At 74.1% G+C, this 24938-nt stretch carries 18 protein-coding genes and 3 pseudogenes; 11 read left to right on the top strand and 10 right to left on the bottom strand.

Translation table 11 applies throughout. From position 1 onward, the window contains the following. Nucleotides 1–4: 4 nt before the first annotated feature. A complete protein-coding gene (locus OV079_RS26050) occupies nt 5–679 on the bottom strand; it encodes a LolA-like protein (RefSeq protein WP_267771609.1) in 675 nt (224 codons plus the stop codon). A gap of 401 nt (nt 680–1080) precedes the next feature. Next, nucleotides 1081–3279, bottom strand: a complete 2199-nt coding sequence (locus OV079_RS26045; RefSeq protein ID WP_267771608.1) for an MMPL family transporter — start codon at nt 3277–3279, stop codon at nt 1081–1083. 115 nt (nt 3280–3394) lie between these two features. Here OV079_RS26045 and OV079_RS26040 point away from each other — a divergent pair, with 115 nt between their 5' ends. The 7 genes from OV079_RS26040 to OV079_RS26010 all read left to right on the top strand — a co-directional run bounded on the left by OV079_RS26040 (nt 3395) and on the right by OV079_RS26010 (nt 11965). Beyond that, entirely contained in the window at nt 3395–3925 is a 531-nt protein-coding gene (locus OV079_RS26040; protein WP_267771607.1) for a terpene synthase family protein, read from the top strand. A gap of 2 nt (nt 3926–3927) precedes the next feature. Next, the gene (locus OV079_RS26035) at nt 3928–4380 is read left to right on the top strand and encodes a terpene synthase family protein (RefSeq protein ID WP_267771606.1); all 453 of its coding nucleotides are present in this window, start codon (nt 3928–3930) and stop codon (nt 4378–4380) included. A gap of 957 nt (nt 4381–5337) precedes the next feature. Continuing rightward, the gene (locus OV079_RS26030) at nt 5338–6783 is read left to right on the top strand and encodes a sensor histidine kinase (protein ID WP_267771605.1); all 1446 of its coding nucleotides are present in this window, start codon (nt 5338–5340) and stop codon (nt 6781–6783) included. A gap of 121 nt (nt 6784–6904) precedes the next feature. Further along, on the top strand, nt 6905–7780 hold the full coding sequence (locus OV079_RS26025) for a hypothetical protein (protein ID WP_267771604.1): 876 nt from the start codon (nt 6905–6907) through the stop codon (nt 7778–7780). Between the two features lie 10 nt (nt 7781–7790). Next, nucleotides 7791–10121: an ATP-dependent helicase gene (locus OV079_RS26020; RefSeq protein ID WP_267771603.1), complete on the top strand. Its 2331-nt coding sequence runs from the start codon at nt 7791–7793 to the stop codon at nt 10119–10121. A 31-nt stretch (nt 10122–10152) separates the two neighbouring features. Beyond that, nucleotides 10153–10722: a hypothetical protein gene (locus OV079_RS26015; protein WP_267771602.1), complete on the top strand. Its 570-nt coding sequence runs from the start codon at nt 10153–10155 to the stop codon at nt 10720–10722. A 271-nt stretch (nt 10723–10993) separates the two neighbouring features. Beyond that, nucleotides 10994–11965: a WD40/YVTN/BNR-like repeat-containing protein gene (locus tag OV079_RS26010; RefSeq protein WP_267771601.1), complete on the top strand. Its 972-nt coding sequence runs from the start codon at nt 10994–10996 to the stop codon at nt 11963–11965. A 174-nt stretch (nt 11966–12139) separates the two neighbouring features. On the opposite strand, the gene OV079_RS26005 is transcribed toward OV079_RS26010, so the two are convergent. Next, nucleotides 12140–12463: a hypothetical protein gene (locus OV079_RS26005; protein WP_267771600.1), complete on the bottom strand. Its 324-nt coding sequence runs from the start codon at nt 12461–12463 to the stop codon at nt 12140–12142. 99 nt (nt 12464–12562) lie between these two features. Between OV079_RS26005 and OV079_RS58590 the strand changes: the two are divergent. Next, nucleotides 12563–13225 (top strand): annotated as a pseudogene (locus OV079_RS58590) (amidohydrolase family protein); the annotation flags it as partial. 7 nt (nt 13226–13232) lie between these two features. Continuing rightward, on the top strand, nt 13233–14252 hold the full coding sequence (locus OV079_RS25995; RefSeq protein WP_420829540.1) for an amidohydrolase: 1020 nt from the start codon (nt 13233–13235) through the stop codon (nt 14250–14252). An 80-nt stretch (nt 14253–14332) separates the two neighbouring features. Here OV079_RS25995 and OV079_RS25990 read toward each other — a convergent pair whose 3' ends face one another. The 5 genes and pseudogenes from OV079_RS25990 to OV079_RS25970 form a co-directional block, all read right to left on the bottom strand. Next, the gene (locus tag OV079_RS25990) at nt 14333–17605 is read right to left on the bottom strand and encodes an FG-GAP-like repeat-containing protein (protein ID WP_267771598.1); all 3273 of its coding nucleotides are present in this window, start codon (nt 17603–17605) and stop codon (nt 14333–14335) included. A 305-nt stretch (nt 17606–17910) separates the two neighbouring features. Continuing rightward, nucleotides 17911–18597: pseudogene (locus OV079_RS58585) on the bottom strand (serine/threonine-protein kinase); the annotation flags it as partial. Between the two features lie 163 nt (nt 18598–18760). Then, entirely contained in the window at nt 18761–18907 is a 147-nt protein-coding gene (locus OV079_RS25980; protein ID WP_267771596.1) for a hypothetical protein, read from the bottom strand. An 11-nt stretch (nt 18908–18918) separates the two neighbouring features. Beyond that, complete coding sequence (locus tag OV079_RS25975) at nt 18919–19149, bottom strand: PilZ domain-containing protein (RefSeq protein ID WP_267771595.1); 231 nt, start codon at nt 19147–19149, stop codon at nt 18919–18921. Nucleotides 19150–19165: 16 nt separating this feature from the next. Next, entirely contained in the window at nt 19166–19924 is a 759-nt protein-coding gene (locus OV079_RS25970) for a Stp1/IreP family PP2C-type Ser/Thr phosphatase (RefSeq protein ID WP_224193964.1), read from the bottom strand. Nucleotides 19925–20062: 138 nt separating this feature from the next. Between OV079_RS25970 and OV079_RS25965 the strand changes: the two genes are divergently transcribed. After that, nucleotides 20063–21367 (top strand): CinA family nicotinamide mononucleotide deamidase-related protein, encoded by a 1305-nt coding sequence (locus OV079_RS25965; RefSeq protein ID WP_267771594.1) that lies wholly within the window; start codon nt 20063–20065, stop codon nt 21365–21367. Between the two features lie 224 nt (nt 21368–21591). Here the strand turns inward: OV079_RS25965 and OV079_RS25960 are convergent, their stop codons facing one another. Both OV079_RS25960 and OV079_RS58580 read right to left on the bottom strand, forming a co-directional pair. Continuing rightward, nucleotides 21592–22401: a 5'-nucleotidase C-terminal domain-containing protein gene (locus OV079_RS25960; RefSeq protein ID WP_267778642.1), complete on the bottom strand. Its 810-nt coding sequence runs from the start codon at nt 22399–22401 to the stop codon at nt 21592–21594. Between the two features lie 364 nt (nt 22402–22765). After that, nucleotides 22766–23518, bottom strand: a pseudogene (locus OV079_RS58580) (metallophosphoesterase); the annotation flags it as partial. Nucleotides 23519–23702: 184 nt separating this feature from the next. On the opposite strand from OV079_RS58580, the gene OV079_RS25950 reads away from it, so the two are divergent. Continuing rightward, complete coding sequence (locus tag OV079_RS25950; RefSeq protein ID WP_267771592.1) at nt 23703–24833, top strand: hypothetical protein; 1131 nt, start codon at nt 23703–23705, stop codon at nt 24831–24833. Nucleotides 24834–24938 lie beyond the last annotated feature (105 nt).

Genomic DNA, 24938 nt, shown 5'->3' with positions numbered 1-24938 from the left:
GACGTCAGGTCGGTTGCAGCAGCGCGGCGATCTCGTCCTCGCCGGCGTCGCGGCGGCGCTGGCTGAAGGTGATGACGAGCTTGTCGCCGCCGGCCTCGACCAGGTCGAGTTGGTCGACGTCGCCGGTGTGCGGGTCGAGGTGGACCACGAGGTCGCGGATCTCCCGGCGCGCCGGGTGGTCGCGGCGCGGGGTGATCGCCAGCAGGTGCCCGGGCCCGCGCGGCACGGTCAGGCGGGCGTCCGCTTGCAGCGCGGCGGTCGGCTCGCCGGCGCCCTCGGGGACGCAGAAGAGCGCGAGGACGTGCTCGAACAGCCAGGTGACCGTCGGGCTCGGCGCCTCGGCCAGGGCCGGCAGGGCCGGGTCGTTGGGGCGGATCTCGAGCCGCCCGCGCGCCAGGCGGGTGGTCACCCCGTCGCGGGTGTCGTCGCGCATGACCAGAGTGTCCGGGGCGCGCGCCAGCAGCGTGCCCGCGGTCTTGAGCGGCTCCTTCAGCAGCGTCGACTGCCGCGTCAGGGCGTAGCGGGCCACCAGCGCGCGGGTGCCCGCCGCCGCCTTGGCCCACAGCTCGAGCCGGCGCGCGAGCTGGCGGTCGACGACCGGCGCCTGGGCGCGGGCGCGGCCGGGCGCCAGCGCGAGGGCGCCGGCGGCGAGGCGGAGGAACGTGCGGCGCGGGTGCATAAGTCAGCCTGGCGGGCAGGAGGCGGCGGACAGGACAGGTCGCAAAGAACATGTCCTTTCGGACATGCTCTGACGAGCATGTCGTTCGGGGCATGTCGTGGGGGACATGTTGAGCTCCGTGGGACGCCTCACCGGCGACCCGGAGGCGCTCGCTCGGGCCGCTAGCCCGCAGCGGGGCGCGGCCGCGGCTGCGCGGAGAGACATGCGCGAGAGGAGCTGGCCCCGCGGACATCTCGCGCGGGCCGCTCGCGCGCGGCGGGGCGCGACCGCAGATGTGCGAAGAGACATGCCCGAGAGGAACTGTTCCTGCGGACATCTCGCGCGGGCCGCTCGTCTGCGGCGAGGCGCGCCCGCATCTGCGCCGAGAGACATGTCTTGAAAAACATGGCGCATCGGACATCTCACTCGCGGCGGCGGTAGAAGCGCTCGGCGGCGCGGCTGGTGAGGGCGTAGAGCAGGGGGCCGACGAGGCCGCCGACGCCGTGGGCGCACAGGATCGCCAGGCCGGCGGCGATGCCGAGCGAGCGCCACACCGGCTCGGGGGCGGCCAGCAGCGCGAGGGCGGCGGCGAGGGGCCCGAGGGCGTTGGCGAGGCGGCCGGGGTCGATCCACGGGCGGCCGGCGGCGAGGGCCCGGACCGCGCGCAGGCCGGCGACCACCGCGGCCGAGCCGGCCAGCAGGAGCACCGGCAGCGTGAGCGGGCCGAACGAGCGGCCCAGCAGGTGGAGCAGGACCAGCAGGCCGCACTGGGCCACGATCGCCGCCAGCGCGAGGGCCAGGGCCAGGGCCAGGCGGCGCGTCGCCAGCCACACCACCAGCGCCGACAGCCACGCCCCGGACGCCGCCACCGCGCCGGCGCGGGCGGAGAAGCGGTCGTGCTCGACGCGGGCGAACACGCCGGGGCCGCGCAGGTCGAGCGTCGTCGGCAGCGCGCCCTGCTCGCTCGCCAGGTACACGCGCGTGACCATGCCGTCGGGGCCGAACTTGCCGGCGAGCCACGGCCCGAGCGGCCCGGCCAGCGCGCTCTCGGGGCTCGGCGGGTCGCGCAGGTCGTCGCCGGCGGCGCGGATGAATTCGCCGAACGCGTCGGGCCGCATGCCGAACTCGGCGATCGTCGCGCGCAGCAGCTCGAGCCGGCCGCGGATGTCGAGCGCGAGCAGGCCGTCGAGGCGGGCCTCGAGCTCGTCGTCGGCGACCGCGAACGCCCCCGGCGCGTCGACCCGCTCGACCTGGGTCGGCACCAGCGACAGCAGCGCCGGCAGCTCCTCGGCCGCCCGCGCCAGCGCCTCCTCCGGGGTGGCGCCGGGGCTGTGGAGCACCGCGACGTCCTCGGGGCGGAAGAACTCGGCCCGCACCGCCGCCTCGGCCGCGGTCAGCTCGGGGTCGGCCAGCGGCAGCGGGCTGGGGCTGTCGAAACGGACATGTCGTGAAGACCATGCCCCGAGGGACAGGACGATCGCGCACGCCGCCGCGGCCGGGAGGGCGACGCGCAGGCGCAGCGGCGGCGGGTCGGGGCGGCCGAACGGGGCCCGCTCGGCCGCCGGCTTGCCGAGCCACGCGGCGAGCGCGGGCTGGACCAGGCGGCGAGCGAGCCCGGCGGCGGCCAGGCCCGCGGCCCAGGCCAGGCCCCAGGTCTGCCAGGCCGGATACGGCGTGAGAAGGAGCGGGGTCAGGGCGAGGGCAGAGAGCGCCGTGACCGTCCAATCGGGGCGCGCCGGAGCGGCGGAGATGCCGACGGCGAGCGCGAGCAGCGGCAGGTCGAGCAGGCCCAGCGGCGCGACCAGAGCCGCCAGCAGGGCCGCGGGTCCGAGGATCGCCAGGAGCAGGGCGACCACCGGCCGCACGCTGCGGAACGCGAGCGCGAGGACCAGGGTGAGCGCGGCGGCCAGAGTGGTGAGCACCCGCGGCGCGGCGGACAGCGCGGCCGCAGCGGCGTCGTCGCGGGCCGGCGCGCCGACCACGGTGAGCGAGACCGGGTGCGCGGCGAGGAGCGCGGCCGCGTCGGCGCGCAGCGCCTCGGCAGAACCCTCGCGGTGAAAGCACAGCAAGGCGCTGCGACCGTCGGGGGCCACGAGATCGCCGCGCGCCGACGCCTCGGGGCCGGCGGCGGCGAGGAAGCCGAGGCGACCGGTCAGCTGCGGAGCGAGCTCGGCGAGGCGGAGCGGGTCGCGGCGCAGGTCGTCGCCGACGAGCCCGGCGAACGGACTGGCGAGCCGCGCCCGCGCCCCGGCGATCGCCGAACGCAAGGCCTCGGGAGCGAGCCGGTCGGCGAGCGCGGAGTGGTACTCGCGCGGCAACAGTGAGAGCGCGTGCGCATCGAGCCAGCGCCTCGCCTCGGCCGGTGGTGGCGTCAGGGGGCAACGACCCGCGAGCGGCTCCAGTGCAAGCACCGCGGCCTCGAGCGCCTCGTCGGGCGCGCCGTCGTCGAGATGCAGCCGCAAGTCGATCTCGATCACAGGTCGATGCGCTGCGGGGATCAGACCCCACACCTGTGTCTCCGAGCCCCGAGCCGCGGCCACGAGCCCGAGCGCGGCGCAAACTGCGAGCCACGCGAGGGCTCCGGGGTCGAGCGGCTGGACACCTGTCCAGAAGTATATCACCACCGAATGGTGAGGTTGAAGCGGCTGCGAGTCGTGCCATGAAGTGGCATCATCACGGGATAAGCTTGGAATGGGTTGGGATGGATCACCGCAGGGACCGCTCTTCGGAACCAAGATGTCCTCGCTGCTACAGCCGTCGATCTTCGAGCCGCAGGCCGCCCCGATCAACCGCTACGCCGAGCTCGTGGAGCGCGAGGGCATCGCGTGGGTGCTGCGGTTCTTCCCCTCGGTGGCGCTGAGCCCGGGCCGCCTGCGCAAGCTGCAGGCCGCGAAGTTCGCCCGCCTGGCGGCGCGCAGCCTGCCGCGGGCCCCGCTGGCCGAGCTGCGGCTGGTGTGCGACTGGATCACCTGGCTGTTCTTCTACGACGACGCGCTGTGTGACGACGTGGCCGCCGCGCCCGATCCGCTGCGGCGCCTTCACGACGCGCAGGTGCGGATGTCCGCGGTGCTGCGCGGCAGCCCGGCGCTCGCGGACGACGAGCCGCTCGTCCACATGCTCGCGGAGCTCGGCGCACGCACCGCGGCGTGGGCGGCGCGGGGCTTCATGCCGCGGTTTGTCGCCGAAGTGGAGAAGTATTTCCAGAGCAACGTGTGGGAGCTGCGAAACCTGCTGCACCAGCTCGCCCCGCGCTGCCGATCTACCTGAAGATGCGGCCCTTCACCGGCGCCGCCGGGGTGGTGTTCGCGCTCATCGAACTCATCCGCCACGAGTCGCTCGAAGAGGTCCGCCAGCACGTGGTGGTGCAACAGCTCGAGCTGCTGGCCAACAACGCGATCTGCTGGGCCAACGACATCGGCTCGCTCGAGAAGGAGATGGTCGAGCAGAACCCGCACAACCTCGTGCTCGTGCTGCAGGCCGACCAGAGCCTCGCCCTCGACGAGGCGCTGGCCCGCGCGGTGGCGATGCAGAGCGCCGAGGAGGACGCGTTCGACGCGCTGGCCGGCAGCCTGCGCGACTACGCGGGCCTGTCCTCGCCCGCGGTCCTCGGCTACGTCGCCGACCTGGGGTCCTTCGTCCGCGGCAACTTCGTGTGGATGCAGGAGACGATGCGCTACCGCGCCCGCCTCAGCATGCGCAGCTACGGCAGCGCCGCGGCTTGAGCCGCGGCGCTCGCGGGTCGCGTCGGCGCTCGACGGTCGGCGCGTGACGGAGGGGCTCGGAGCGCTCCGCCTCGACTGTCGCGCTGCGCTCGAGCGCCGCGAAGCGCTCGCGGGAACCGCAGCGAGGCTCGAGGGTCGCGCTCGCGGGCGATGCAGCGACTCGAGGGTCGCCACGAGAGGACCGTCGTCGGCTCGACTCGAGAGGAGCAGCAGGTCGGCGCCGCGACCCGAGCGGGCGGGGCGAGGCGAGAGGTCGCGGCTCGCGGCACTTCCGAACCATCGCGACTTCGCAGGTCCGCGGCGCTCGCGGGTGGTCGCGGCCGCGGCTCGCGGGCAGCGGCAGGCCTGAACAATCGCGACTTCGCAGGTTCGCGGCGCTCGCGGGTGGTCGCGGCCGCGGCTCGCGGGCAGCGGCAGGCCTGAACAATCGCGACTTCGCAGGTTCGCGGCGCTCGCGGGCGGTCGCGGTCGCGGCTCGCGGGCAGCGGCAGGCCTGCACAATCGCGACTTCGCAGGTTCGCGGCGCACGCGGGCGGTCGGGTCGCGGCTTGCGGGCAGCGGCACGCCCGAAAAATCGCGACTTCGCAGGTCCGGGGCGCTCGCGGGTGGTCGCGGTCGCGCTGCTGCACCTGCGAAGACCGCGGGGCGCGAGCTCGCAGCCGCGGTGCGTCGGTGCGCCGCGAGCTCGTGCCTCGCCGACGACCCGCAGCAGCCGACTGCGCGGCCGCGGCAGCGCGGGCGGGGATCGGCGCGAGGAGCTCGCGCGCTGGGGCGTGGCGCACACGACCTCACCGGCGCAGGAGGACCCGCGTTGCCGCGGCGTGGCGGGTTCTGGGGGCCTGCGGCGCTCGCGGCGGCGGGTTCGCTAGAACGGCGGGGTCGTGCTAAAGAGGACCGGTCGTTCAGGCTGTGCCGAGCTCCCTCTGGAACAGACTCCGCGCCGCGATGCTCTGGGGGGTGCCCTACACGGGCTCGCCCGCCCTCGCGGCGCGCGTGATGTTGACCAACCAGGTCTTCGTCGTCTGCCTCGCGGTCATCCTCGCCTACATGGGCCTGTTCGTCGCGCTCGGCCTGTACACCGAGGCGCTGACCGTCATCCCGTTCTGGCTGGCCTACTTCGCCTGCATGGCGGCCAACAAGTTCGGGTGGTTCAACGTCTCGCGCATCGGCCTGTGCGTGTGCTGCTGCACCGCGATCGTGTTCTTCGCCTCGATGCTGGGCGAGCCGTCGGGCCTGCAGTTCATCATGTTCCCGATCATCGGCTTCCCGCTGGTCTGCTTCGAGGCGCGCGAGCGGACGCAGATCGTGTTCTGCATGGGGGTCGTGGTCGTCAGCTTCTTCGTCGGCGAGCTGTCCGACTACTCGCTGGCGCCGCGCTCGTCGGTCACCGCGGCGGCCCAGCACTGGGTCTACCTGCTGATGATCCTGACGACCTTCACGCTGACGCTCGGGCCGACGCTGCTGTTCTTCCTCGCCAGCCACCGCGCCGAGGGCCGCCTCATCCACTCGAACACCGAGCTGCAGCGCGTCAACGATCAGCTGAACCGCGCGCGCGACGAGGCGATCCGCGCCAACCAGGCCAAGAGCTTCTTCCTCGCCAACATGAGCCACGAGCTGCGCACGCCGCTCAACGCGATCATCGGCTACGCCGAGCTGCTGCGCGACGAGCTCGAGGACGAGGGCGTGCGCGCGGCCAGCGTCGACCTCGAGAAGATCCGCGGCGCCGGCAAGTACCTCCTCAACATCATCAACGACGTGCTCGACCTGTCGAAGATCGAGGCCGGGCGCATCGACATGTTCTGGGAGACGTTCGCGCTCGACGACCTCGTCGACGACGTCGCCGGCATGATCCGCCCGCAGGCCGAGGCGCGGCGCAACCGCCTCGAGCTGGTCCGCCCGCCCGCGGGGCTCGGCGCCGTCACGGTCGACAAGACGCGCCTGCGCCAGGCGCTGGTCAACCTGCTGCACAACGCCTGCAAGTTCACCGAGGCCGGGGTGGTCAAGCTCGCGGTCGCGCGCGAGCCCGGGCGCCAGGGCGACGCGATCGACGAGTGGGTGACCTTCAAGATCAGCGACTCGGGCATCGGCATGTCGCCGGAGATCGTGCGCGAGCTGTTCCAGCCATTCTCGCGCGGCGACCTCGAGTCGTCGCGCAAGTACGAGGGCACCGGGCTCGGCCTGGCGATCAGCCGACGTCTGGTGCGGATGATGGGCGGCGACATCACCGTCGAGAGCACCCCGGGGATGGGCTCCACCTTCACCGTGCGGATCCCCGCTCACGCGACCCTGGCAAATTCGAGCGGCAGCGGGTCCCAGACGGCCACCGGCTCGCAGGTCGCGCCCGTCAGCGCCTCTTACTCGGCCAGCGCCAGCAGCTCGTTCTCATGGATCGGTCGCTCGTGAGTCGGTCCCGGGGCCCGAAGCCGCGCCCGGCCCGCGATCCGCTGGGCAGTCGTCCGCATCATTCGGGGCTCGACGGCTCGCGTCGTCCCCGTGCTAAGGTCGCCCCGGGGGACGGTGATCGGTGAAGACGGCGCCGAGCAAGCGGGGGCCGACGTCCAACAAGTACGCGCTCGAGCTGGACGGCAAGCCCTGCGGATGGATCACCGACGTCTCGGGCGCGCTCGCCGTCGGTGAGCTCGGCGGCACGGGCCGGCCCGACCGCTACGAGGAGCTGACCCTCCGCTGCTGGCCGGGCATGCCGCACGAGTTCTACGCGTGGGTCGCGGCGTCGATGTCGAACCGGCCGACGCCGGCCCGCGGCGAGGTCATCCTCGCCGACGACGGCAACGCCGAGATGAGCCGCCTCAGCTTCGCCGGCGGCGTGATCACCGAGCTGGCCCTGGCCTCCTACGAATATGGCTTTCGGGACAGCTTGAAGCTCAACCTCAAGTTCAGCCCGCACAGCTCGAAGCGCACCTACACCGGCGGGCTCCTCGGCGTCGACGTGCTCGAGGCCCGGCGGCCGCTGCCGGCCACCGACCCGGAGCTGCACATCGACGGCCTCGAGGAGGCGTGCAGCCAGGTGCGGCGGATCGAGGGCCTCATGATCCGCCAGCGCATCGAGCGGCCGCCCGGCGAGGACGGGATGTACACGGTCCGCAGGGTCGCGCCGCCGGTGGTCGGGCGGCTCGCGCTGGTGCTGGCGGAGAACAAGGCGCTCGGCTTCACGCGCTGGCTGGAGGCGGTCGAGGCCGGGCGCAGCAACGGCAGGGCCGCGACCTTGACGCTCGGCGCGCCCGCGGTCGGGTTCACGGTGGTGCTGCAGCAAGTGCGCCCGGCGCGGATCGTCGAAGAGCCGGGTGAGGCCGGCGACAACCGGCGGCGCGAGGTGCGGGTCGAGCTCGACGCGCGCGGCGTGGAGTTCGCGTTCGCGCCCGTGCGCGAAGCCGTGGTATAGGCCCGGCATCGTGCAGCTGAACCCGGCCCAGCAGGCGGCGGTCGAGCACCGCGGCTCGCCGCTCCTCGTGCTCGCCGGCGCGGGCACCGGCAAGACCCGCGTGATCACCCACCGCGTCGCCGCGCTCATGGACGAGGGCGTGCCGCCGTGGCGGATCCTCGCCGTCACCTTCACCAACAAGGCCGCCGCCGAGATGCGCGCGCGCATCGAGAAGATGTGCGAGGGCAAGGTCGACGTGTCGCAGCTGTGGGTCGGCACGTTCCACTCGATCTCGGCGCGGATCCTCCGCCGCCACGGCGAGTCGGTCGGTCTGTCGCGCAACTTCGCGATCTACGACACCGACGACCAGACCCGCCTGATGAAGCGCGTGTTCAAGGAGCTGAACCGCGACGAGGACCAGGTCAAGCCGCGGGCGATCCTCGGCCACCTCGACCAGCTCAAGAACCGCGGCCTCACCATCTCCCAGGTCGAGCAGCTCGGGCTCGAGGGCTTCATGACCCGCCTGGTCGCGCTGCTCGGGCGCCGCTACGAGGAGCTGCTGCGGGCCGCCGACGCGGCCGACTTCGGCGACCTGCTGGTGCTCGCGGTCAAGCTGCTCGAAAAGGCAGGTACGGAGCAGCCGCGGCCGGGCGCGCAGCTGGTCGACGTCGACCCGGTGATCGGGCTCAAGCGGCGGTTCCTCCACGTCGTGGTCGACGAGTACCAGGACACCAACCCGGTGCAGGCGCGGCTGGTCGAGCTGCTGTCGGGTCGGGCCCAGCTGTGCGTGGTCGGCGACGACGACCAGGCGATCTACGGCTGGCGCGGCGCCGACGTGTCGCAGATCCTCGGCTTCCCCGACCACCAGCCCGGCTGCGAGCTCATCCGCCTCGAGCAGAACTACCGCAGCACCGGCCACATCCTCCGCTGCGCCGACGCGATCATCCGCCGCAACGAGGGCCGGCTCGGCAAGACGCTGTGGAGCGAGCTCGGCGACGGTTCGCTGGTGACCCTGCGGGCCTGCGAGGACGAGCGCGAGGAGGCCCGCTACGTGGTCAACGAGATCCTCGACGCGCTCAACGAGGACATCCCGCCGGAGGAGATCGCGGTCTTCTACCGCACGCACGCGCAGTCCCGCGTGATCGAGCAGCAGCTCACCGACAACGGCATGCGCTACGCGATCTTCGGCGGCCTCGGGTTCTTCGAGCGCAAGGAGATCAAGGACACGCTGGCCTATCTGCGCCTGCTGCAGAACCCCAACAGCGACCTCGACTTCACCCGCATCGTCAACGAGCCCGCTCGCGGGATCGGCGACACCACCGTCGGCCGCCTCACCGCGCTCGCGGCCAACCGCAACGTCTCGCTGCTGACGGTGGCGCGCAGCCCCGAGGAGGCCGGGGTCAGCGGCGCGGCGGTCAAGCGCCTCGCGGGCTTCGTCGCCATGATCGACGAGCTCGCCGCGCGTCTGCAGGCCGGGGTGCCGCTCGGGCAGCTCGCCGCCGAGGTGCTCGAAAGGACAGGTTATCGCGACGCCCTGGTCCACGAGGGCAGCGAGGAGTCGGAGGCGCGGGTCGAGAACCTCGACGAGTTCGTCGGCGCGCTCACCGACTTCGCGCAGGAGAACCCGGACCAGACGCTGGCCGACTACCTCGAGCAGGTCAGCCTGGTCAGCGACGCCGACGGCGGCGGCCACGGCGAGGTCCGGGCCGTGCGGCTGATGACGATCCACAGCGCCAAGGGGCTCGAGTTCGAGAAGGTCATCCTCACCGGCATGGAGGAGAAGGTGTTCCCGCACTCGCGCGTGATCGCGGGCGAGGACGCGGCGCGCGAGGAGGGCCGGCGGCTGCGACCCGAGGAGCGGGCGCAGATCGAGGAGGAGCGGCGGCTGGCCTACGTGGCGGTGACGCGGGCCAAGCGGCAGCTGGTGGTCACGTGGGCCAAGCGGCGGCGGCTCTACAACCAGGAGTTCATCGGCACGCCGTCGCGGTTCGTGCGCGACTTGCCGCCCGACTCGGTGCGGGGGCGCGTGCCCGGGGTCATGCGGCGCGAGGCGGTCGGCGTGCCGCAGGGACTGTCGCTGCCGAGCGCCCCGCCGCGAGCGCCGGCGCCCACGCGCGAGAGGTCGTGGAACAGCGACATCGTCTACGACGAGGGGGCCGCGGCCGCGCCGGCCCGTCGCGGGCCCGCCGCCGTGAGTGACGACGCGCCGGCGCTGTACAAGGGCATGGCGGTGCGTCACCGCCAGTACGGCGAGGGCACGCTGGTCGGCTGGGACGGCAGCGGCAGCAACCTGAAGCTGGCCATCAACTTCTCGGGCGTCGGGGTGAAGACGATCCTGGCCCGCTTCTGCGAGCCGCTGTGATCCTCGGCCGGGGAGTGCTAGCTCCTCGCCGATGCTGCGCGCACTCGTCGTCGTCGTCCTGGCCGCTGTCGCGGCCGCACCCGCTTGCAAGGGCTCGGAATCGGCGCTGCCGGCCGGCGAGGTCGGCGGGGGCGAACCCACGCGGGTCCCGCTGGTGCCCAAGGACCATGCCCTTTACGCCAGGTTCGAAGGGACATCCTTCGACAACGGCTGCAGCGACGACTCCGCCTGCAACAAGGGCGGCTGCTCCGACGAGGTGTGCGCGGCCGGGGACTCGCCGCCCGGCACCTGCGACGTCCCGGAGGTGCAGATCCCCTCGGCCGCGAACTGCGGCTGCGTGTCCGGCGAGTGCGTGTGGTACTCCGACGGCAGCCTCACCCTGGCCGCGGCCGGCGAGAAGCCGACCCCCGCCGAGCAGCCCGGCCCTCGCTGCGGCGACGTCACCTGCGCCGCCGGCGAGACCTGCATCGAGTACTACGGCATCGCCGGCCCGCGCGGCCCCAAGTTCGAGACTTGTGGGATCCCCTGCCCCAACGGCAAGTGCGCCGACGGCAAGAAGTGCATCACGATCGCCGACGGGCCCGGCCCCGTGTGTCAGTGACGCTGCACGAGCGGTGACGCCGACGCTGCGCGAGCGCTTCGTCGACAGTCGAGGCCGCTGGGGCTCGCGGCTGCTGCGCGAGGAACGCGGACATGTCTTGCGGGACATGTCCGAAGAGCCATTCACCTCCGCACGACGGACGCCGAGCGGCTCTGGGCGGCCGATGAACGCGGTTCGCGGGACATGGGGTCCGAACGGGACACCTGCGGGGCCTGGCGAAACCGCGCGTTTTCTCTTGTGAGGCCACCGGCGGGCGGTTAGCGTCGCGATCATGAAGCTCCGATCGCTCACCCCGCTCCTCGTGGTTCTGATGGCGCCGATCGCCGGCTGTAACAACGACGAGAAGAAGGACACCTCGTCGACCTCCGGCGGCTCGGGCGCGTGGGCCGTCGGCGAGGACGCGACGATGGTCCGCCTCAACCCCGAGGGCGACGTCTGGTACTACCCGCTCGAGGTCGAGGGCGACCTGCTGGCGATCGCGTGCAAGGGCAAGGCGACCGGCGTGACCGTCGGCGACGACGGGGTGGTGCTACGCACCGACGACAGCGGCGAGACCTGGCAGCAGATCGACGTCGGCACGCGGGCGCGCCTGCGCTCGGTGATCCTGTCGGGCACGGACCCGGCCTACATCGCCGGCGACGGCATCGTGCTGCGCTCGGACGACGACGGCCACAGCTTCCGCCCGGTGCCCGACGCCGAGGCCGACTTCACGTCGGTGACGACGACGGCGAAGGGGACCTCCGCGTGGCTCACGACCGCGAGCGGGGAGATCTGGCAGCTCGACGGGGAGACGCTGCGGCCGGTGTTCACGACGTCGGAGGGGCCGCTGTCGGGGATCGCGGTCACGCCCGACGGCGCGAGCCTGGTGGCGGTCGGCGCCGGCGGCCTGGTGCTGCGCTCCGACGACGGCGGCGCCAAGTGGGCGAGCGTGACGACGCCCACCAGCCGCGACCTGCACGCCGTCCGCATCTCCCGCACCGCCGACCTCGTGGTGGCCGTCGGCGCGGCGGGCGTGGTGCTCCGCCTCGACGACGCCCTCGGCGCCTCGGCGGAAGAACTGCTCGAGCCCGGCCTCGCGCTGCGGGCGCTGCACCTGTCGCTCGACGGCCACGGCCAGGCGGTCGGCGACCACGGCGTGGTCCTCCACTCGCACGACGCCGGCCGCGAGTGGGAGGCGCTCGACCTCGGCCTCGAGGAGGCGCTGTTCGGCCTCGACGACCTGCACGGCGAGCCGCACCTGTGAGCGGATGCGCAAAATGGCGCGAGGGACATGTCCCTCGCGCCATGTAGAAGCGCTCGCAGAGCGGCGCTCGCGGGTCGCCGCGGCGAAATGGCGCGGGGGACATGTCCCTCGCGCCATTTCCTTTGGGTCATGTCCGCAAGGACATGACGGACGGCGCGGCGAGCGGCGCGCCGGTCAGCGCTTCTGGGGCTCGACGCTGGAGAAGTCGGGCTCGTCGCCGGAGCCGCTGCCGGTGACGCCGCCGGCGCTGCCCTGGGTGAGCTGGGCCCGGTACTCGTGGAAGGAGGTGCGGGCGCGCTCGATGGCGTCGCGGATCGACTCGAGGGTCGCGTCGGTGGCGGTGCGGACCTGCTGCTCGAGCTGTTCGAGCTTGGGCTCCAGCTGCTCCCAGCGGTCGCGCGCCTCCTTGCCGGCGAGGTTCAGCCGGACGCGGATCTCGTCGCGGAGCGTCCGCAGCTCTTGCATGCTGTTTTCCAGGGTGTCTTTGAGGGAGGTCATCGCGGTCTCCTTGGCGCCGGTGGTTCGGCGCGGGCGCGGTGGTTATGCTGCGCCTCCCATGCTGCGCAACCGAACTGGACCACAGCGACGGAGGGCGACGTGCGCGCCCGTCATTTGAGCCGCCGGAGCTGGCTCGTCGGCGCATCCGCGCTGATCGCGTGCCGAACGGGCGGGCGCAGCTCGCCCGCCACCTGTCCTCCGGACCAGGGAAAAGGCCTGCTCGTGGTCCGGGGCGGGACGATCTGGACCGGCGACCCGGCCGAGCCGATCACCCGCGCGCTCGCGGCCGTCGACGGGCGGGTGATCGCCCGCGGGGCCGCGGCCGAGTCGCTGGCCCGCGACTGTCCTCGAGGACAGGTCGTCGACCTCGCCGGCGGCAGCGCGGTGCCGGGCCTCACCGACGCGCACGCCCACCTGGCCGGGCTCGGCTCGGCGCTGGTCGAGGTCGACCTCCGCGGCGCGCGGTCGATCGAGGAGGTGGTCGACCGGGTGCGCCGCGGCGCCCCGCCGGACGGCTGGATCCACGGCCGCGGCTGGGACCAGAACCTGTGGCCGGGCGCGGCGATGCCCACCCACGATCCGCTGACCGCGGCGTTCCCCGAGCGCCCGGTGTGGCTGCGCCGGGTCGACGGTCACGCCGGCTGGGCCAACGCCGCGGCGCTGCGGGCGGCCGACGTGACGGCGGAGACGGAGGTGCCGACGGGCGGGGAGATCTTGCTGCGCGAGGGCCCTCCGGGCGCGAGCCGACGGGGTGCTGATCGACGCCGCGATGGACCTGATGCCGCTGTTGCCGCCGCCCGGGCCGGAGCTGCGGCGGCGGCTGCTGCTGGCCCAGGACCACGCGCTGGCCCGCGGCCTGGTGGGCGTGCACGAGATGGGGGTGTCGCCTGCCGTCGACCGGCTGCTGCGCGAGCTGGCGGCCGAGGGGCTGCTCAAGCTGCGCATGGTCGGGTACGCCGACGAGGGGTGGTTCCGCCGCGGCGACGGCGTGCCGGATCTGGCCGATCGGCCAGGTCCCGGCGATCGCTATGCGCTGCAGGGGGTCAAGATCTACGTCGACGGGGCGCTCGGCAGCCGCGGGGCGGCGCTGCTGCAGCCCTACAGCGACCGGCCGGGCCACACCGGGATGTTCCAGCACGAGCCCGGCGAGCTGGCGACGGTGGTGACGCAGGCGGTGGCGCATCAGTATCAGGTGGCGGCGCACGCGATCGGCGACGCGGGCATCCGCGCGGTGCTCGAGGCGATGGCGGGCGCGAGGCCGCCGGCCGACCACCGATTGCGGGTCGAGCACGCGCAGATCGTCGACCTCGCCGACATCCCGCGCTTCGCCGAGCTGGGCGCGATCGCCAGCATGCAGCCGACCCACGCGACCAGCGACATGCCGTGGGCCGAGCAACGGGTCGGCGCCCAGCGGCTGGCGGGGGCGTACGCGTGGCGCCGCTTCCTCGACGCCGAGGTGCCGCTGGCGTTCGGCTCCGATTTCCCGGTCGAGGAGGTCGAGCCGACGTTCGGCCTCTATTCGGCGATCACCCGCCAGGACCCGCAGGGCAACCCGCCCGGCGGCTGGCTGCCCGACCAGCGCCTGACGCTCGACGAGGCGCTGGCGGCGTTCACCCGCGGGGCCGCGTACGCGAGCCGGCGCGAGCCGTGGGCGGGGACGCTGGCGCCGGGGATGCTGGCCGACCTGACCTGCTTCACCGGCGACATCTTCAAGATGGCGCCGCTCGAGCTGCGCACGGCGGCGATCCGGGCGACCATCGTCGGCGGCGAGGTCGTCGCGCCGAAGTGAGCGGGGTCTGATGGGGGTGTCCGTTCGAGCATGCCCCTCGGAGCATGCTCGATGGGGCATGTCCTGAAGGACATGCTCGTTCAGTCATCGAGGAGGTCGAGCCAGGCGGGGTCGGCGACGAGGGCGGCGAAGCGGGGGTCGAAGCGGATGCGGTCGGCCATCAGCTCGCGGCTGGGGGCGCGCAGGAGGGCGCGGGCGGCGAACTCGCGGGCGGCGTCGCGGTGGCCCGAGACCGCCTCGAGGGCGGCGCGCTCGTAGTCGATCTCGAGGTCGGCGCGGCGGGCCGGCGGCAGCAGCTCGGCCAGCGCGGCGGCGGCGGCCAGGTCGACGCGGGCGCGCTGCTCCTGCCGCAGCGCGCTCCAGGCCCGGCCGCGCTCGAACAGCAACGTGACCTTGAGGACATGTCCCTCGATGTCGCCCGGGGCCGGGCGGAACTCGCCGAGGTCCGACAGCGCGGTGGTCAGCGCGCGCTCGATGAGCGGGTCGCCGTGGTGGCGGACCACGTCGGACATGGCGTCCCAGAACAGGCGGAAGTAGCCGGGGCCGTACGCGGCGCGCACCAGCGGGGCGATCGTCTGTCGCCGCGCCCGCATCAGGCCGAGCAGGGTCGCGCGCGCCGACGGGTCGTCGAGCAGACCGGGGCGCAGGGCCGCGGTCGCCTCGGCCCAGCGGCCGAGCTCCGACAGCGCCAGGGCGCGCCAGATCGCCGGCTGCGGCGCGTCGTCCGGGGCCCGCTCCAGCTCGGCCAGCGCCGCCTCGGCCTCGCCCTGGACCAACAGGCGGGCCGCGTAGGCCACCGGCGGCTCCTCGGTCGGCGCGGCGCCGAAGCGGGCCCCGCGGAGGGTCAGCGCGCGCAGCTTGGCCGAGCTCCACAGGCCCGTGATGGTGCCGAAGCTGCTCGGCATGACGACCAGCTCGTAGCGGCCGGGGGGCGGCAGGCCGTCGGCCGCCAGGCGGGTGCGCCGCTCGTGACGGACGCCGTCGACCACCGCGCTGCAGGCGACCTGGCCGAGCTCGGGCAGCAGCTCGAGGGCGAAGTGGAGGTGGCTGGGGCGGGCCGGATCTTCGCCTGGCTCTTGGGTCAGGATGTACTCCTCGGCGCCGCCGACCTGGCACGAGTGGCGGCGCCGGAACACGCCGCCGCCGCCGCTGACCTCGATGCGGACCGCCGACAGCAGGGTCGGGCTGCCGAGCGGGCGCACGCCGACGACCAGGCCCGAGCCCCACTCGCCGCGCTCGAGCACGAGGTCGACCTGGAGGCCGAGCGGGCCGGTCGACCACTCGAACGGCAGGCGGGCGATCGGGCCGCGGCCGGCGAAGGCGTCGATCTGCAGGTGCTGGCCGACGAGGTCCTGGTGGGCCGCGGTCGGGTCGTCGATCTGCCACGGCGACGGCAGCGGCTGGTCGAAGCGCAGGGCGAGGACGTCGACGTCCTCGACGATCGCGGCCAGCTGGGCCACGCGGTCGCGCACGTGGGCGGCCTCGGAGCGCGGCAGGTCGGCGCGCTCGGCGAGGCGCCGCGCGACCCGCAGGGCGTCGGCGAACCGCCCGGCCTGCTCGTAGGCGTGGGCCGCTCCCAGCAGGGCGTCGGTCTGCTCGCCGAGCTGTTCGAACCGCTCGGCCGCGGCGAGGTGATCGCCGGCGGCCTCGTGCAGCTCGGCGGCCCGCAGGCGGGCGACCGCGCGCGGCTCGTCGGGCAGGAGGCCGGCGAGGTCGTCGAGCGCGCGAGCTGCCTCGGAGGACAGGTCGAGCGCGGCCAGCTGCTCGGCGCGCAGCCACGCGCTGGCGAGCAGCCGGTCCGACAGCGCCGGCGGCGGGGCCGATTGCGGCGCGCGGGCGACCTGCAGCGTCGGCGTCGCCTCGGCGCCCGCGCCGAGCAGCCAGGTCTCCTGGCTCAGGGTCGCCACGGTGGTGCGCGCGACCAGCTCGGCGGCTGGATCGCCGTCGACCTCGACCAGTGCGACCGGGCGGAAGCCGGCCAGGCTGGCGACGCCGAAGCTGCCGTCGATGCGCTGGCGGTGGATCACCGTGAAGCCCGGCTGCAGCTCGGGGTCGTGGACGCCGAGGATGATGTCGTCGAGGCCGTCGCCGTCGAGGTCGCCGACGTCGAGGCGGTGCAGGTCGACCGGGGCGGCCGCGCCGGCGCGGCGCGGCGCGGGCAGAAAGCGCACCGTCTCGAGCTCGCGGCCCGCGAGGCGCAGCAGGTACACGCCCGCCGGCGGCCCGGCGGGGTCGCTGGCGGAGAAGGCGACCTTGCTCGGGTAGCCGTCGGTCTTGGCGGCGACGAGCAGGCGCTCGCCGTCGGCGGCGCGCAGGGTGGCGAGGCCGACGACCGCGCCGAGCTTGCGCCGGGCCACCAGTTCGAGCGCGCGGTCCTTGCCCGGGCGCAGCACCCGGACGTCGAAGGCGCGCCACGGGCCGGCCGCGAGCGCCAGCTCCTGGGCGCCGTCGCCGTCGAGGTCGGCGGCGAGCACCGCCGAGATGTCGGAGTTGGTGGCGTCGGTCTCGGGGTGAGGATGGTCGATGCGCCATGTCCCATCGGCCAGTGGCCGAAAGGACAGGAGCACCCGCCCGTACGGGCCGGTGCCGACGTAGACCTCCTGCTGCCCGTCGCCGTCGAGGTCGGCGACGTCGGCCCCGAGCGGCTCGTCGGCGGTGACGCTGACCAGCTCGGCCAGGCGCTCGGGCCCGGCGGCCGACAGCGAGACGCGGCGGTGGGTGGCGCTCCAGGTGATCAGCAGCGGCGGCTCGTCTGGCCCGAGGGACAGGGGGCGCAGGCGCGGGGCGAACCGGCTCGGCAGGGCGTAGCTGCGGACCACCGGCAGCTTGGGGGACGGGCGGACGACGTCGAGGCGGCCGGGCGCGGGGCTGTCGACGTGGAGGTAGAGCTCGCGCGCCGCGGCGCCGGAGCCGGGCAGGGTGCCGGCGCCGATGACGTCGTGGCCGAGCGGGGTGGCCTCGGCCCAGGCGGCGGCCAGCGGCGCGAGGTCGGCGAGGGTCGGATCGCCGGGGCTGCGGGCGTGCGCGGCCGTGACCGCGTGGAAGTCGCGGCGGGCGAACGCCGCCTCGGCGCAGCGGCCCGACCACGGGCTTTGGGGGTCCTGGCGGGCCAGCAGCTCGCACAGGGTGCCGAGCTGGTCCCACGACCACTGCTCGTGGAACAGGCGCACGAAGTCGCCGAGGATCGCCCGCTCGGCGGCGGGGCCCTGGGCGGCCGCGTAGGCGCGGGCGTAGGCGGCGCGGGCGGCCGGGATGTCGTCGCGGGCGCGCATGCGGTCGCCCCAGCCGCGCAGGGCGTCGGCGAGGGCGCGGGTGGTGCGGTGCTCGGGCACCGCGACGAAGGCGTCGAGCACGGCGGCGGCGTCGGCCTGGCGACCGGCGCGGAGGAACTCGTCGATGCTCTCCTCGGCGGCGCGCAGGCGGCCGGCGGCGAGCGCCTCCGACTGCGCCCGGGCCTCGCGGTCGCGCCACGAGCTGACCCAAGGACAGCCACCACCGCGGCCGCGAGCGCGGCGGCGGCGGCCGCCGCGAGCGCGAGGACGCGGCGGCGGCGGCCGTGGTCGCGGGCCAGCTCGGCGGCCAGGACGTCGAGGTTTGGCCAGCGCGCCCCGGGGTCGTGGGCCAGGCCGCGCAGCACCAGGCGCTGCAACCACGCCGGCACCGGCCGCTCGAGCCGCGGCGCCAGCTGCCCGCGCACCACCGCGTGCGCGACCTCGTCGGTGGTCTCGCCGGCGAACGGCCGCTCGCCGTGCAGCGCCTCGTAGAGCGCCACGCACAGGCTGAACTGGTCGGACAGCGCGTCGGCAGGGCGGCCGCGGAACTGCTCCGGCGACATGTACGCCGGCGTCCCGAGCAGGATGCCCGAGGCCGTGCGGGTCGCCTGCGCCCGCGCCAGCGGGACCTCGTCGGTGTGCTCGTCGTCGTCCTCGTCGCCGAAGCGGACCAGGCCGAAGTCGACCACGCGGACCCGGCCGTCGCTGCCGACCAGGATGTTGTCGGGCTTGACGTCGCGGTGGACGAGGCCGGCCGCGTGCGCCGCCGCCAGGCCGCGCGCCGCCTGGGCGAACACCGCCGCGACCTCGCGCCAGCTCCGACGCTGCTCCGAGAGCCATGTCCGAAGGGTCATGCCGGTGACGAACTCCATGGCGACGAACACCTCGTCGCCGTGGAAGCCGACCTCGTGGATCTGGACCACGTTCGGGTGCGACAGCTTGGCCAGCGCCTGGGCCTCGCGCAGCAGCCGATCCTGCCAGCGCGTGTTCGGCTCGCCGTCGCCGCGCTTCAGCAGCTTGACCGCGACCTTGCGGTCGAGCTGCGGATCGTAGGCCGCGTAGACCACTCCCATCGCCCCGGCGCCGAGGCGGCGGAGCAGCGCGAAGCGACCGATCCGTCGCGGAATGGCGGCCGGCTCGTCGTCCCCGGCCTCGCCGCCGGGACGGTCGTTGGGTGTCCGAAGGGACATACGGGCCAGCCGGGCGACAGCGACGCCCGGGCAGAGAGCGGACTACCTAGGGCTTGATATCGGTCGTGACGTCGAGATACGCGATCGCGCGCACCAGCTCGAGCAGGCGGCTGCGCGTCTTGGGGGCGGCGTGATGGAAGCGCACGCCCATGCCGGGCTTGTCGGGGCCGACCTGGCCGGTCGTGTTCCACACGACCTCGCCGGTCAGCTCGAGCCGATGCGGCGCGGCCCCGCCGGTCGCCTCGGGGCGCGGCGTGAAGGCCAGCGCAGCACCGTCCCGACCGGCAGCGGCTTGTCGGTCGAGATGAAGATGCCCATCGACGAGATGTCGGTGATGTGGGCGTAGAGAAAGGTGTCACCCGAGGTGCAGTCGACCTCGAAGTGGACCGGGAGCCGGGGCTCGGCGCGGCGATTGGCGGGGGAGTCGGCGGTCACGGAGGTGAGAGCGAGACTAGAGGTTGCACTGGATCAGCATGGCGGTGATGTTGTCGGTGCCGCCGGCGCGGTTGGCCTGCTCGATGAGCTCGGCGACCGCGTTCTCGAGGGTGCTGGCCTCGCGCACGATCTTGTAGATCGTCTTGTCGTCGACCATGCCCGACAGGCCGTCGGAGCAGAGGACGAACTGGTCGCCGTCGTTCACCTGGTGCTTGGTGATGTCGACCTGGACCGTGTCGCGCATGCCGAGCGCGCGCGTGATGACGTTCTTGTGCGGGAAGTTGCGCGCCTCTTCCTCGCTCATGTCGGGCCGCGCGTCCTTGTAGTCCTCGAGCAGCGAGTGGTCGCGGGTGAGCTGCTTGATCTCGGCGTTGATCCGGTAGCAGCGCGAGTCACCGACGTGGGAGATGTAGACGTGATCGCCGACGAACATGCAGCCGACGATCGTGGTGCCCATGCCGCGCAGGTTCGGGTTCTTCTGCGCGGCGTCGTAGATGCGCGCGTTGGCCAGCCTTATGGCGGCGACCATGCGGTTCTCCGGGTAGGACAGGTTCGGGTCGTAGCGGTACGGCCACGTCGCGTCCATGTCCTTCGAGTGCATGTAGAACTCGCTGATGACGTCGCCGGAGAGCTTGCTCGCGACCTCGCCACAGGCGTGCCCACCCATGCCGTCGGCGACCAAGAACACCTTCTCGTCTTCGATCAGCGAGAAGTAATCCTCGTTGTGGGCGCGCTTCATGCCCACATCGGTCTTGGCTGCGTAACGAAGTCGCACGGTGGCGTTTATCCTAGCGGACCCTCGCAAGGGCGGAAAGACCGGCCGACCGGGCGCGCGGAGGGCGCTCCGGCCCGCACAGGCGAGCCGTCCGCCGCCCGGCCGTCCCGCGCCGCGGGGTGCTAGGGTGCCCGGGCGATGCCCACGGCCCAGATCCTCACCATCGGCGACGAATTGCTGTCTGGAGACACGGTCAACACCAACCTGGCCTATCTCGGCGAACGCTGTCGACGCCTCGGGTTCGAGGTCGTCCGGGCGCTTTCGGTCCGCGACCGCATCCCCGAGATCGTGGCCGCCGTGGCCGACGTCTCGGTCGATCTCTGCCTCGTCTCCGGCGGCCTCGGCCCCACGTCGGACGACCTCACTGCCGAGGCCGTCGCGCTCGCCGCCGGCGTCCCGCTGGTCCGCGACGCCGCCTCCGAGGCCGCGATCGCGGCCGTGTTCGCCGGTTTCGGCCGGCCCATGCCGGACATCAACCGCAAACAGGCCGACCTGCCGGCGGGCTGCGACGTGCTGCCGAACCCGGTCGGCACCGCCCCCGGCTTCGCCGCCTCCCTGCCGCGCGGCAGCTACGTCGCCTGCATGCCGGGGGTGCCGCGCGAGATGAAGAAGATGATGGTCGAGCAGATCGAGCCGCGGCTGCGCCGGCGGTTCGCGCTGCCCGACATCCCGCGGCGCGTCTATCGCCTGATCGGCCGCGGCGAGTCGGCCGTGGCCGTCGAGGTCGAGCCGATCCTGGCCGCGGCGCGGGCCCGCTCGCCGGGGCTCGCGGCCGTCTACCTGCACTACCGGGCCGCGACGCCGCAGGTGCTGCTGATCCTCGAGGCCCTGGCCGGCGAAGGCGGAGCGCGGGCCACCGAGGAGGAACTGCGCAGCTTCGACGCCCCGCTCCAGGCGGCGCTCCGCGGCTCGCTCTACGGCATCGGCGAGGCCGAGCTCGAGGTGCGGGTGCTGGCCGCCTGCCGCCGCGCGGGCCTCACCCTGGCCACCGCCGAGTCCTGTACCGGAGGACAGGTGGCGGGCCGCCTCACCGCCGTCGCCGGCGCCTCCGACGTGTTCGCCGGCGGGGTGGTGGCCTACGCCAACAGCGTGAAGACGGGGATCCTGGGGGTCCGCGAAGACAGTCTGGCGGCGCACGGGGCGGTGTCCGAGCCGGTCGCGCGCGAGATGGCCGAGGGCGCGCGGCGGGCGCTCGGCGCCGACCTGGCGGTGGCCATCACCGGCGTCGCCGGCCCCGGCGGCGGCACGCCCGAGAAACCCGTCGGCACCGTCGACTTCGCGGTCGCCGACGCCGAGACGTGTACGCACAAGCGAGTGCAATGTGGGGCGACCGGGCGCTCATCCAGCACACGGCGGGGATCGTGGCCCTCAAGCTGGTGTGGGACCGCCTGGTGGCCCGCGGCCTCGCCCACGTCGAGGCGCTCGACGACTGAGAGTTTTTAGCGGGGGGCGCCGAATAATCGGCGCTCCGGCGGAGCTTCACGCCAGGAAGATCTCGCGCGGGCCGGAACGGCGGTTCGTGGCGGCGAGAGGCGCTCGCCGGGACTCGCGGCGCGGCGTCGACGAGGCAGGAACGTCGAGGTCGGGTCGGCTCGGGCGTGTCTTTTGGGGCAGGTCCGCGACGACATGAGGTGGCGGGCCGAGAGAGCGTCCGCATGTCTCTCGGGTCAGGTCGTGAGAGATGTCCGAAGGGACAGGTCAGGCCGCGGCGTCGGTTCGGCGTGAGTGGCCGAGGGTGAACAGGCGGCGGCGCAGGCATGAAGAGGCGCGACGGTGGGGTCGCGTCGCTCGAGGTCGGTCGGTGCGATGACCGAAGGGACAGGCCACGATGCTGTCCGGAAGGACAGGCCGCGCCGTTGGCCCTTCAAGAAAGTATGTCCGGAGGGACAGGTCGCGTCAGGGGCAGCGGACCGGGGGCTCGGAGGGGCGCGGATCCGCGGGTGCTCGGGGTCGTAGTAGCTGAGCGGCGCGAGCGACACCGGGCCGAGCTTCCCGAGCTCGGCGGCCAGGGCCTCGCGCAGGGGCGGGTCGTCCTCGAGGGTGACGGTGGCCAGGCCGCGCTCCAGCAGGCCGGCGAAGGCCCGGTCGCCGCCGGTGGCGAGGAAGTCGCTGGCGAGCACGACGATCTCCTGCGACGCGTCGAGCGGGACGCCGGCGCGCTGCAGGGTGACGCGGAGGTCGGGGCCGTCGCAGCCGGCGACCGCCTGCAGGCCGCCGAGCGAGAAGAACGGGCCGCCGCCGAGGCTGCCGGCGAGCATCGCCGCGAAGTCGCCGGCGCGCAGCTTGACGCGGGCGAACCGGTTGTCGAACGGGAAGGTCTCGTACAGCGCGCCGTAGCGCAGCGGTCCGGCCGGGAGGTCGGCCCGCACGCCGCCGCCGTTGATGATCGCGGCGTCGACGTCGGGGCGGGCGCGCAGCATGAGGTCGACCAGCAGGTTGCCGAGCGGGTTCTCGCCCTTGCGGCGGGTGACGAACAGGGCGGCGATCGCCGGGCCGAGAGCGCTCGCGGACGACGTCGGCGGCGGCCAGCGCCGGGGCGACCACGGCGGCGACGGCCGGGTCGGGCGTCAGCGGGCGGCCCTCGTCGTCCCGCGGGTCGCACGAGGGCAGAGGGTCGTCGGGGTCGGCGTCGGCGCCGGAGCACAACCGACGTGGCGCATGGACCATGTTCGAAACGACATGTCCCGAAGTTCTGTCGACGACGAGGTCGACGCGGCCGTAGGCGGACCCGAGCGCGTACGACTGGACGACGGCGATCCCGGCGACGCGGTGGGCCATCGCCTGGTGGGTGTGGCCGGCGACGATGACGTCGACGGCGCCGGGCGGGAGGGCGCGGGCGACGGCCATGATCTCGTGGTCGGGCTCGCAGCTGGCGAGGTCGTCGGGGTCGGCGAAGCCGGTGCAGCGGCCGCCGGCGTGGGCGGCGACGACGACGACCGCGGCCCCGCGCGCGCGCAGAGCCGCGGCCTCGCTGGCGATCGAGGCCGCCAGCGGGGCGATCTCGAGGTCGCTGACGTTGGCGGCGATGGTGGTGTGCGGCGTGCCCTCGGTGGTGACGCCAACGACGCCGACCTTGATCCCGGCGCGCTCGATCAGGGTCGAGGGCACGCCGAGGCCGGGCGCCTCGCCGCCCTTGCGGCGCAGGTTGGCGGTCAAGAAGGGGTAGGGCGCCTGGCGGATGCGCGCCTGCAAGGCCCCGCGCGGGTCGGCCTCGCCCGCGCCGAACGGGGCGGTCGCGGTGGCCCGGGGACCGACGGGGCCGAAGTCGAACTCGTGGTTGCCGACCGCGACCGCGTCGTAGCCGAGCGCGGCGTAGGCGTCGACGACGCTGGCGCCCTCGACGAGGTTCGACTCGAGGGTGCCCTGGAACATGTCGCCGGCGTCGACGAGGACCACGCCGCCGCCGTCCGCGGCCCGCTCGCGTCGCAGCGCGCCGAGGTGGGCCGCCAGCAGCGGGAGGGCGCGCAGGTGGCCGTGCAGGTCGCTGGTGCCGACGATGGTGAGGGTGACGCGGTCCTCGGTCGGCGGCTCGTCGGCGCGCGGGCGGCAGGCGCCGGATAAGAGGAGGGTGAGGGCGGCGCAGGCCCGGAGCACGAGGTGAGGCTCGCGCGGTCGTGCAGGTTCGCTCGCGGACGCCGCGACGCGCAGGCCGCGGGGGCGGGGCGAGGGGCGGCGCGGGCGGATCGGCACGGCGGTCAAGATAGCCCGGGCGGGCCGGCGGCGGGCGCTCCGCGGCGCGGGCGGCGGCGACCGGGCTGATCGGTTGCAAGATCGGGTGATGGTGGATGGGATCACGCCGGAGCGGGTGCGCGAGATCGTGGCGATGGCGGACCGGCCGGTCCTGCGCAACCTCTTGATCACGCGCGGGTACCACCACCTCACGCTGGCGATGGCGCAGGTGCTGGGCTCGGCCGACTTCGCGTGGCCGATCTTCGCGGTCTGGGCCTCGAAGCAGGCCGGGCAGTTCATCCGCGAGGAGGAGCTCGGGGCGTGGGTGTCGACGCTGCTGGCGGCGCGGATGCCCGCGGCGCTCGACAGCCTGGCCCTGCGCGCGCCGATCCGGCGGGCGTTGACGCAGATCGCCCGCCACGTGACGGGCGGCAACACGACGGTGTTCGCGGAGCTGGGGGTGGCGTTCGCGGCGTTCTCGGCCTCCTTCGCCGAGCCCGCGGGGCGCACCGAGGAGCGGCTGGCCGACGTGGTCGGGCTGTTCAGCGAGGGGCCGAGCCTGCCCGACGCGCTGACGGTGGCCGCCGACGGGACGCTGGAGCGGCGGCAAGAGGGCGGGCAGACGATGGTCCGCGAGGCCCTGGTCTACTACTTCAAGGCCCTGCACGAGCCCAGGCCCGGGGCGCGCGCCGAGCTGGTGCTGCTTGCCAACGGGCTGTGCGGGCTGCACGAGCAGACGCGGCTGCAGCCCTACATCGCCGGGGCGCTGGCGGCCCCGCTGAGCGAGCTGCCGGCCGCCGAGGGCGGGCTCATCGGCGCGGCGCTGGCGACGGTGATGCGACGCGCGGCCACCGAGTTGATGATGACGATGGCGCTGCCGGGGCAGGTGCTGCGCATGGGCTCCGACCTGCCGGCGCCGCCGGGGCGGCCGCTGTGGCCCGAGGAGCTGGCGCGGCTCGAGCACCCGCGGCTCTTGCGACTGGCGGAGGAGCTGGGGGCCTACGAGGCGCGCGAGCGCGGGCTCGGGCTGGCCGACCGGGTCGAGGTCTGGCTGCGGCTCGGCGGGCAGGAGGTGCAGGGCTCGGGGGCCGACGACTGGTCGCGCCTCGGCGACCGCATGCGTTACATCTTCGAGTACTTCCGCTCGCGCCAGCGCGACGACAGCCTGCTGGCGCCGCCGTTCTCCGCGGCGCAGGAGCAGGACATGCTGGCAGGACGGGTCCCCGCAGGCCCGCTGTGAGCGGGGGATCGCCGGCCGGGGCGGGGCCGGCGGCGCGGTAAAATCGGCGAAAAGGCCTCCCGCGGGCCGATCCGGCGGACGTCGAGGGCGGAAAGCGCTTGATAC

This window comes from Nannocystis pusilla, from assembly GCF_026626665.1.
GTDB classification, from domain to species: domain Bacteria; phylum Myxococcota_A; class Polyangia; order Nannocystales; family Nannocystaceae; genus Nannocystis; species Nannocystis pusilla.
The sequence above is the reverse complement of the archived record's forward strand: the minus strand, read 5'-3'. Positions and strand labels throughout refer to the sequence as shown.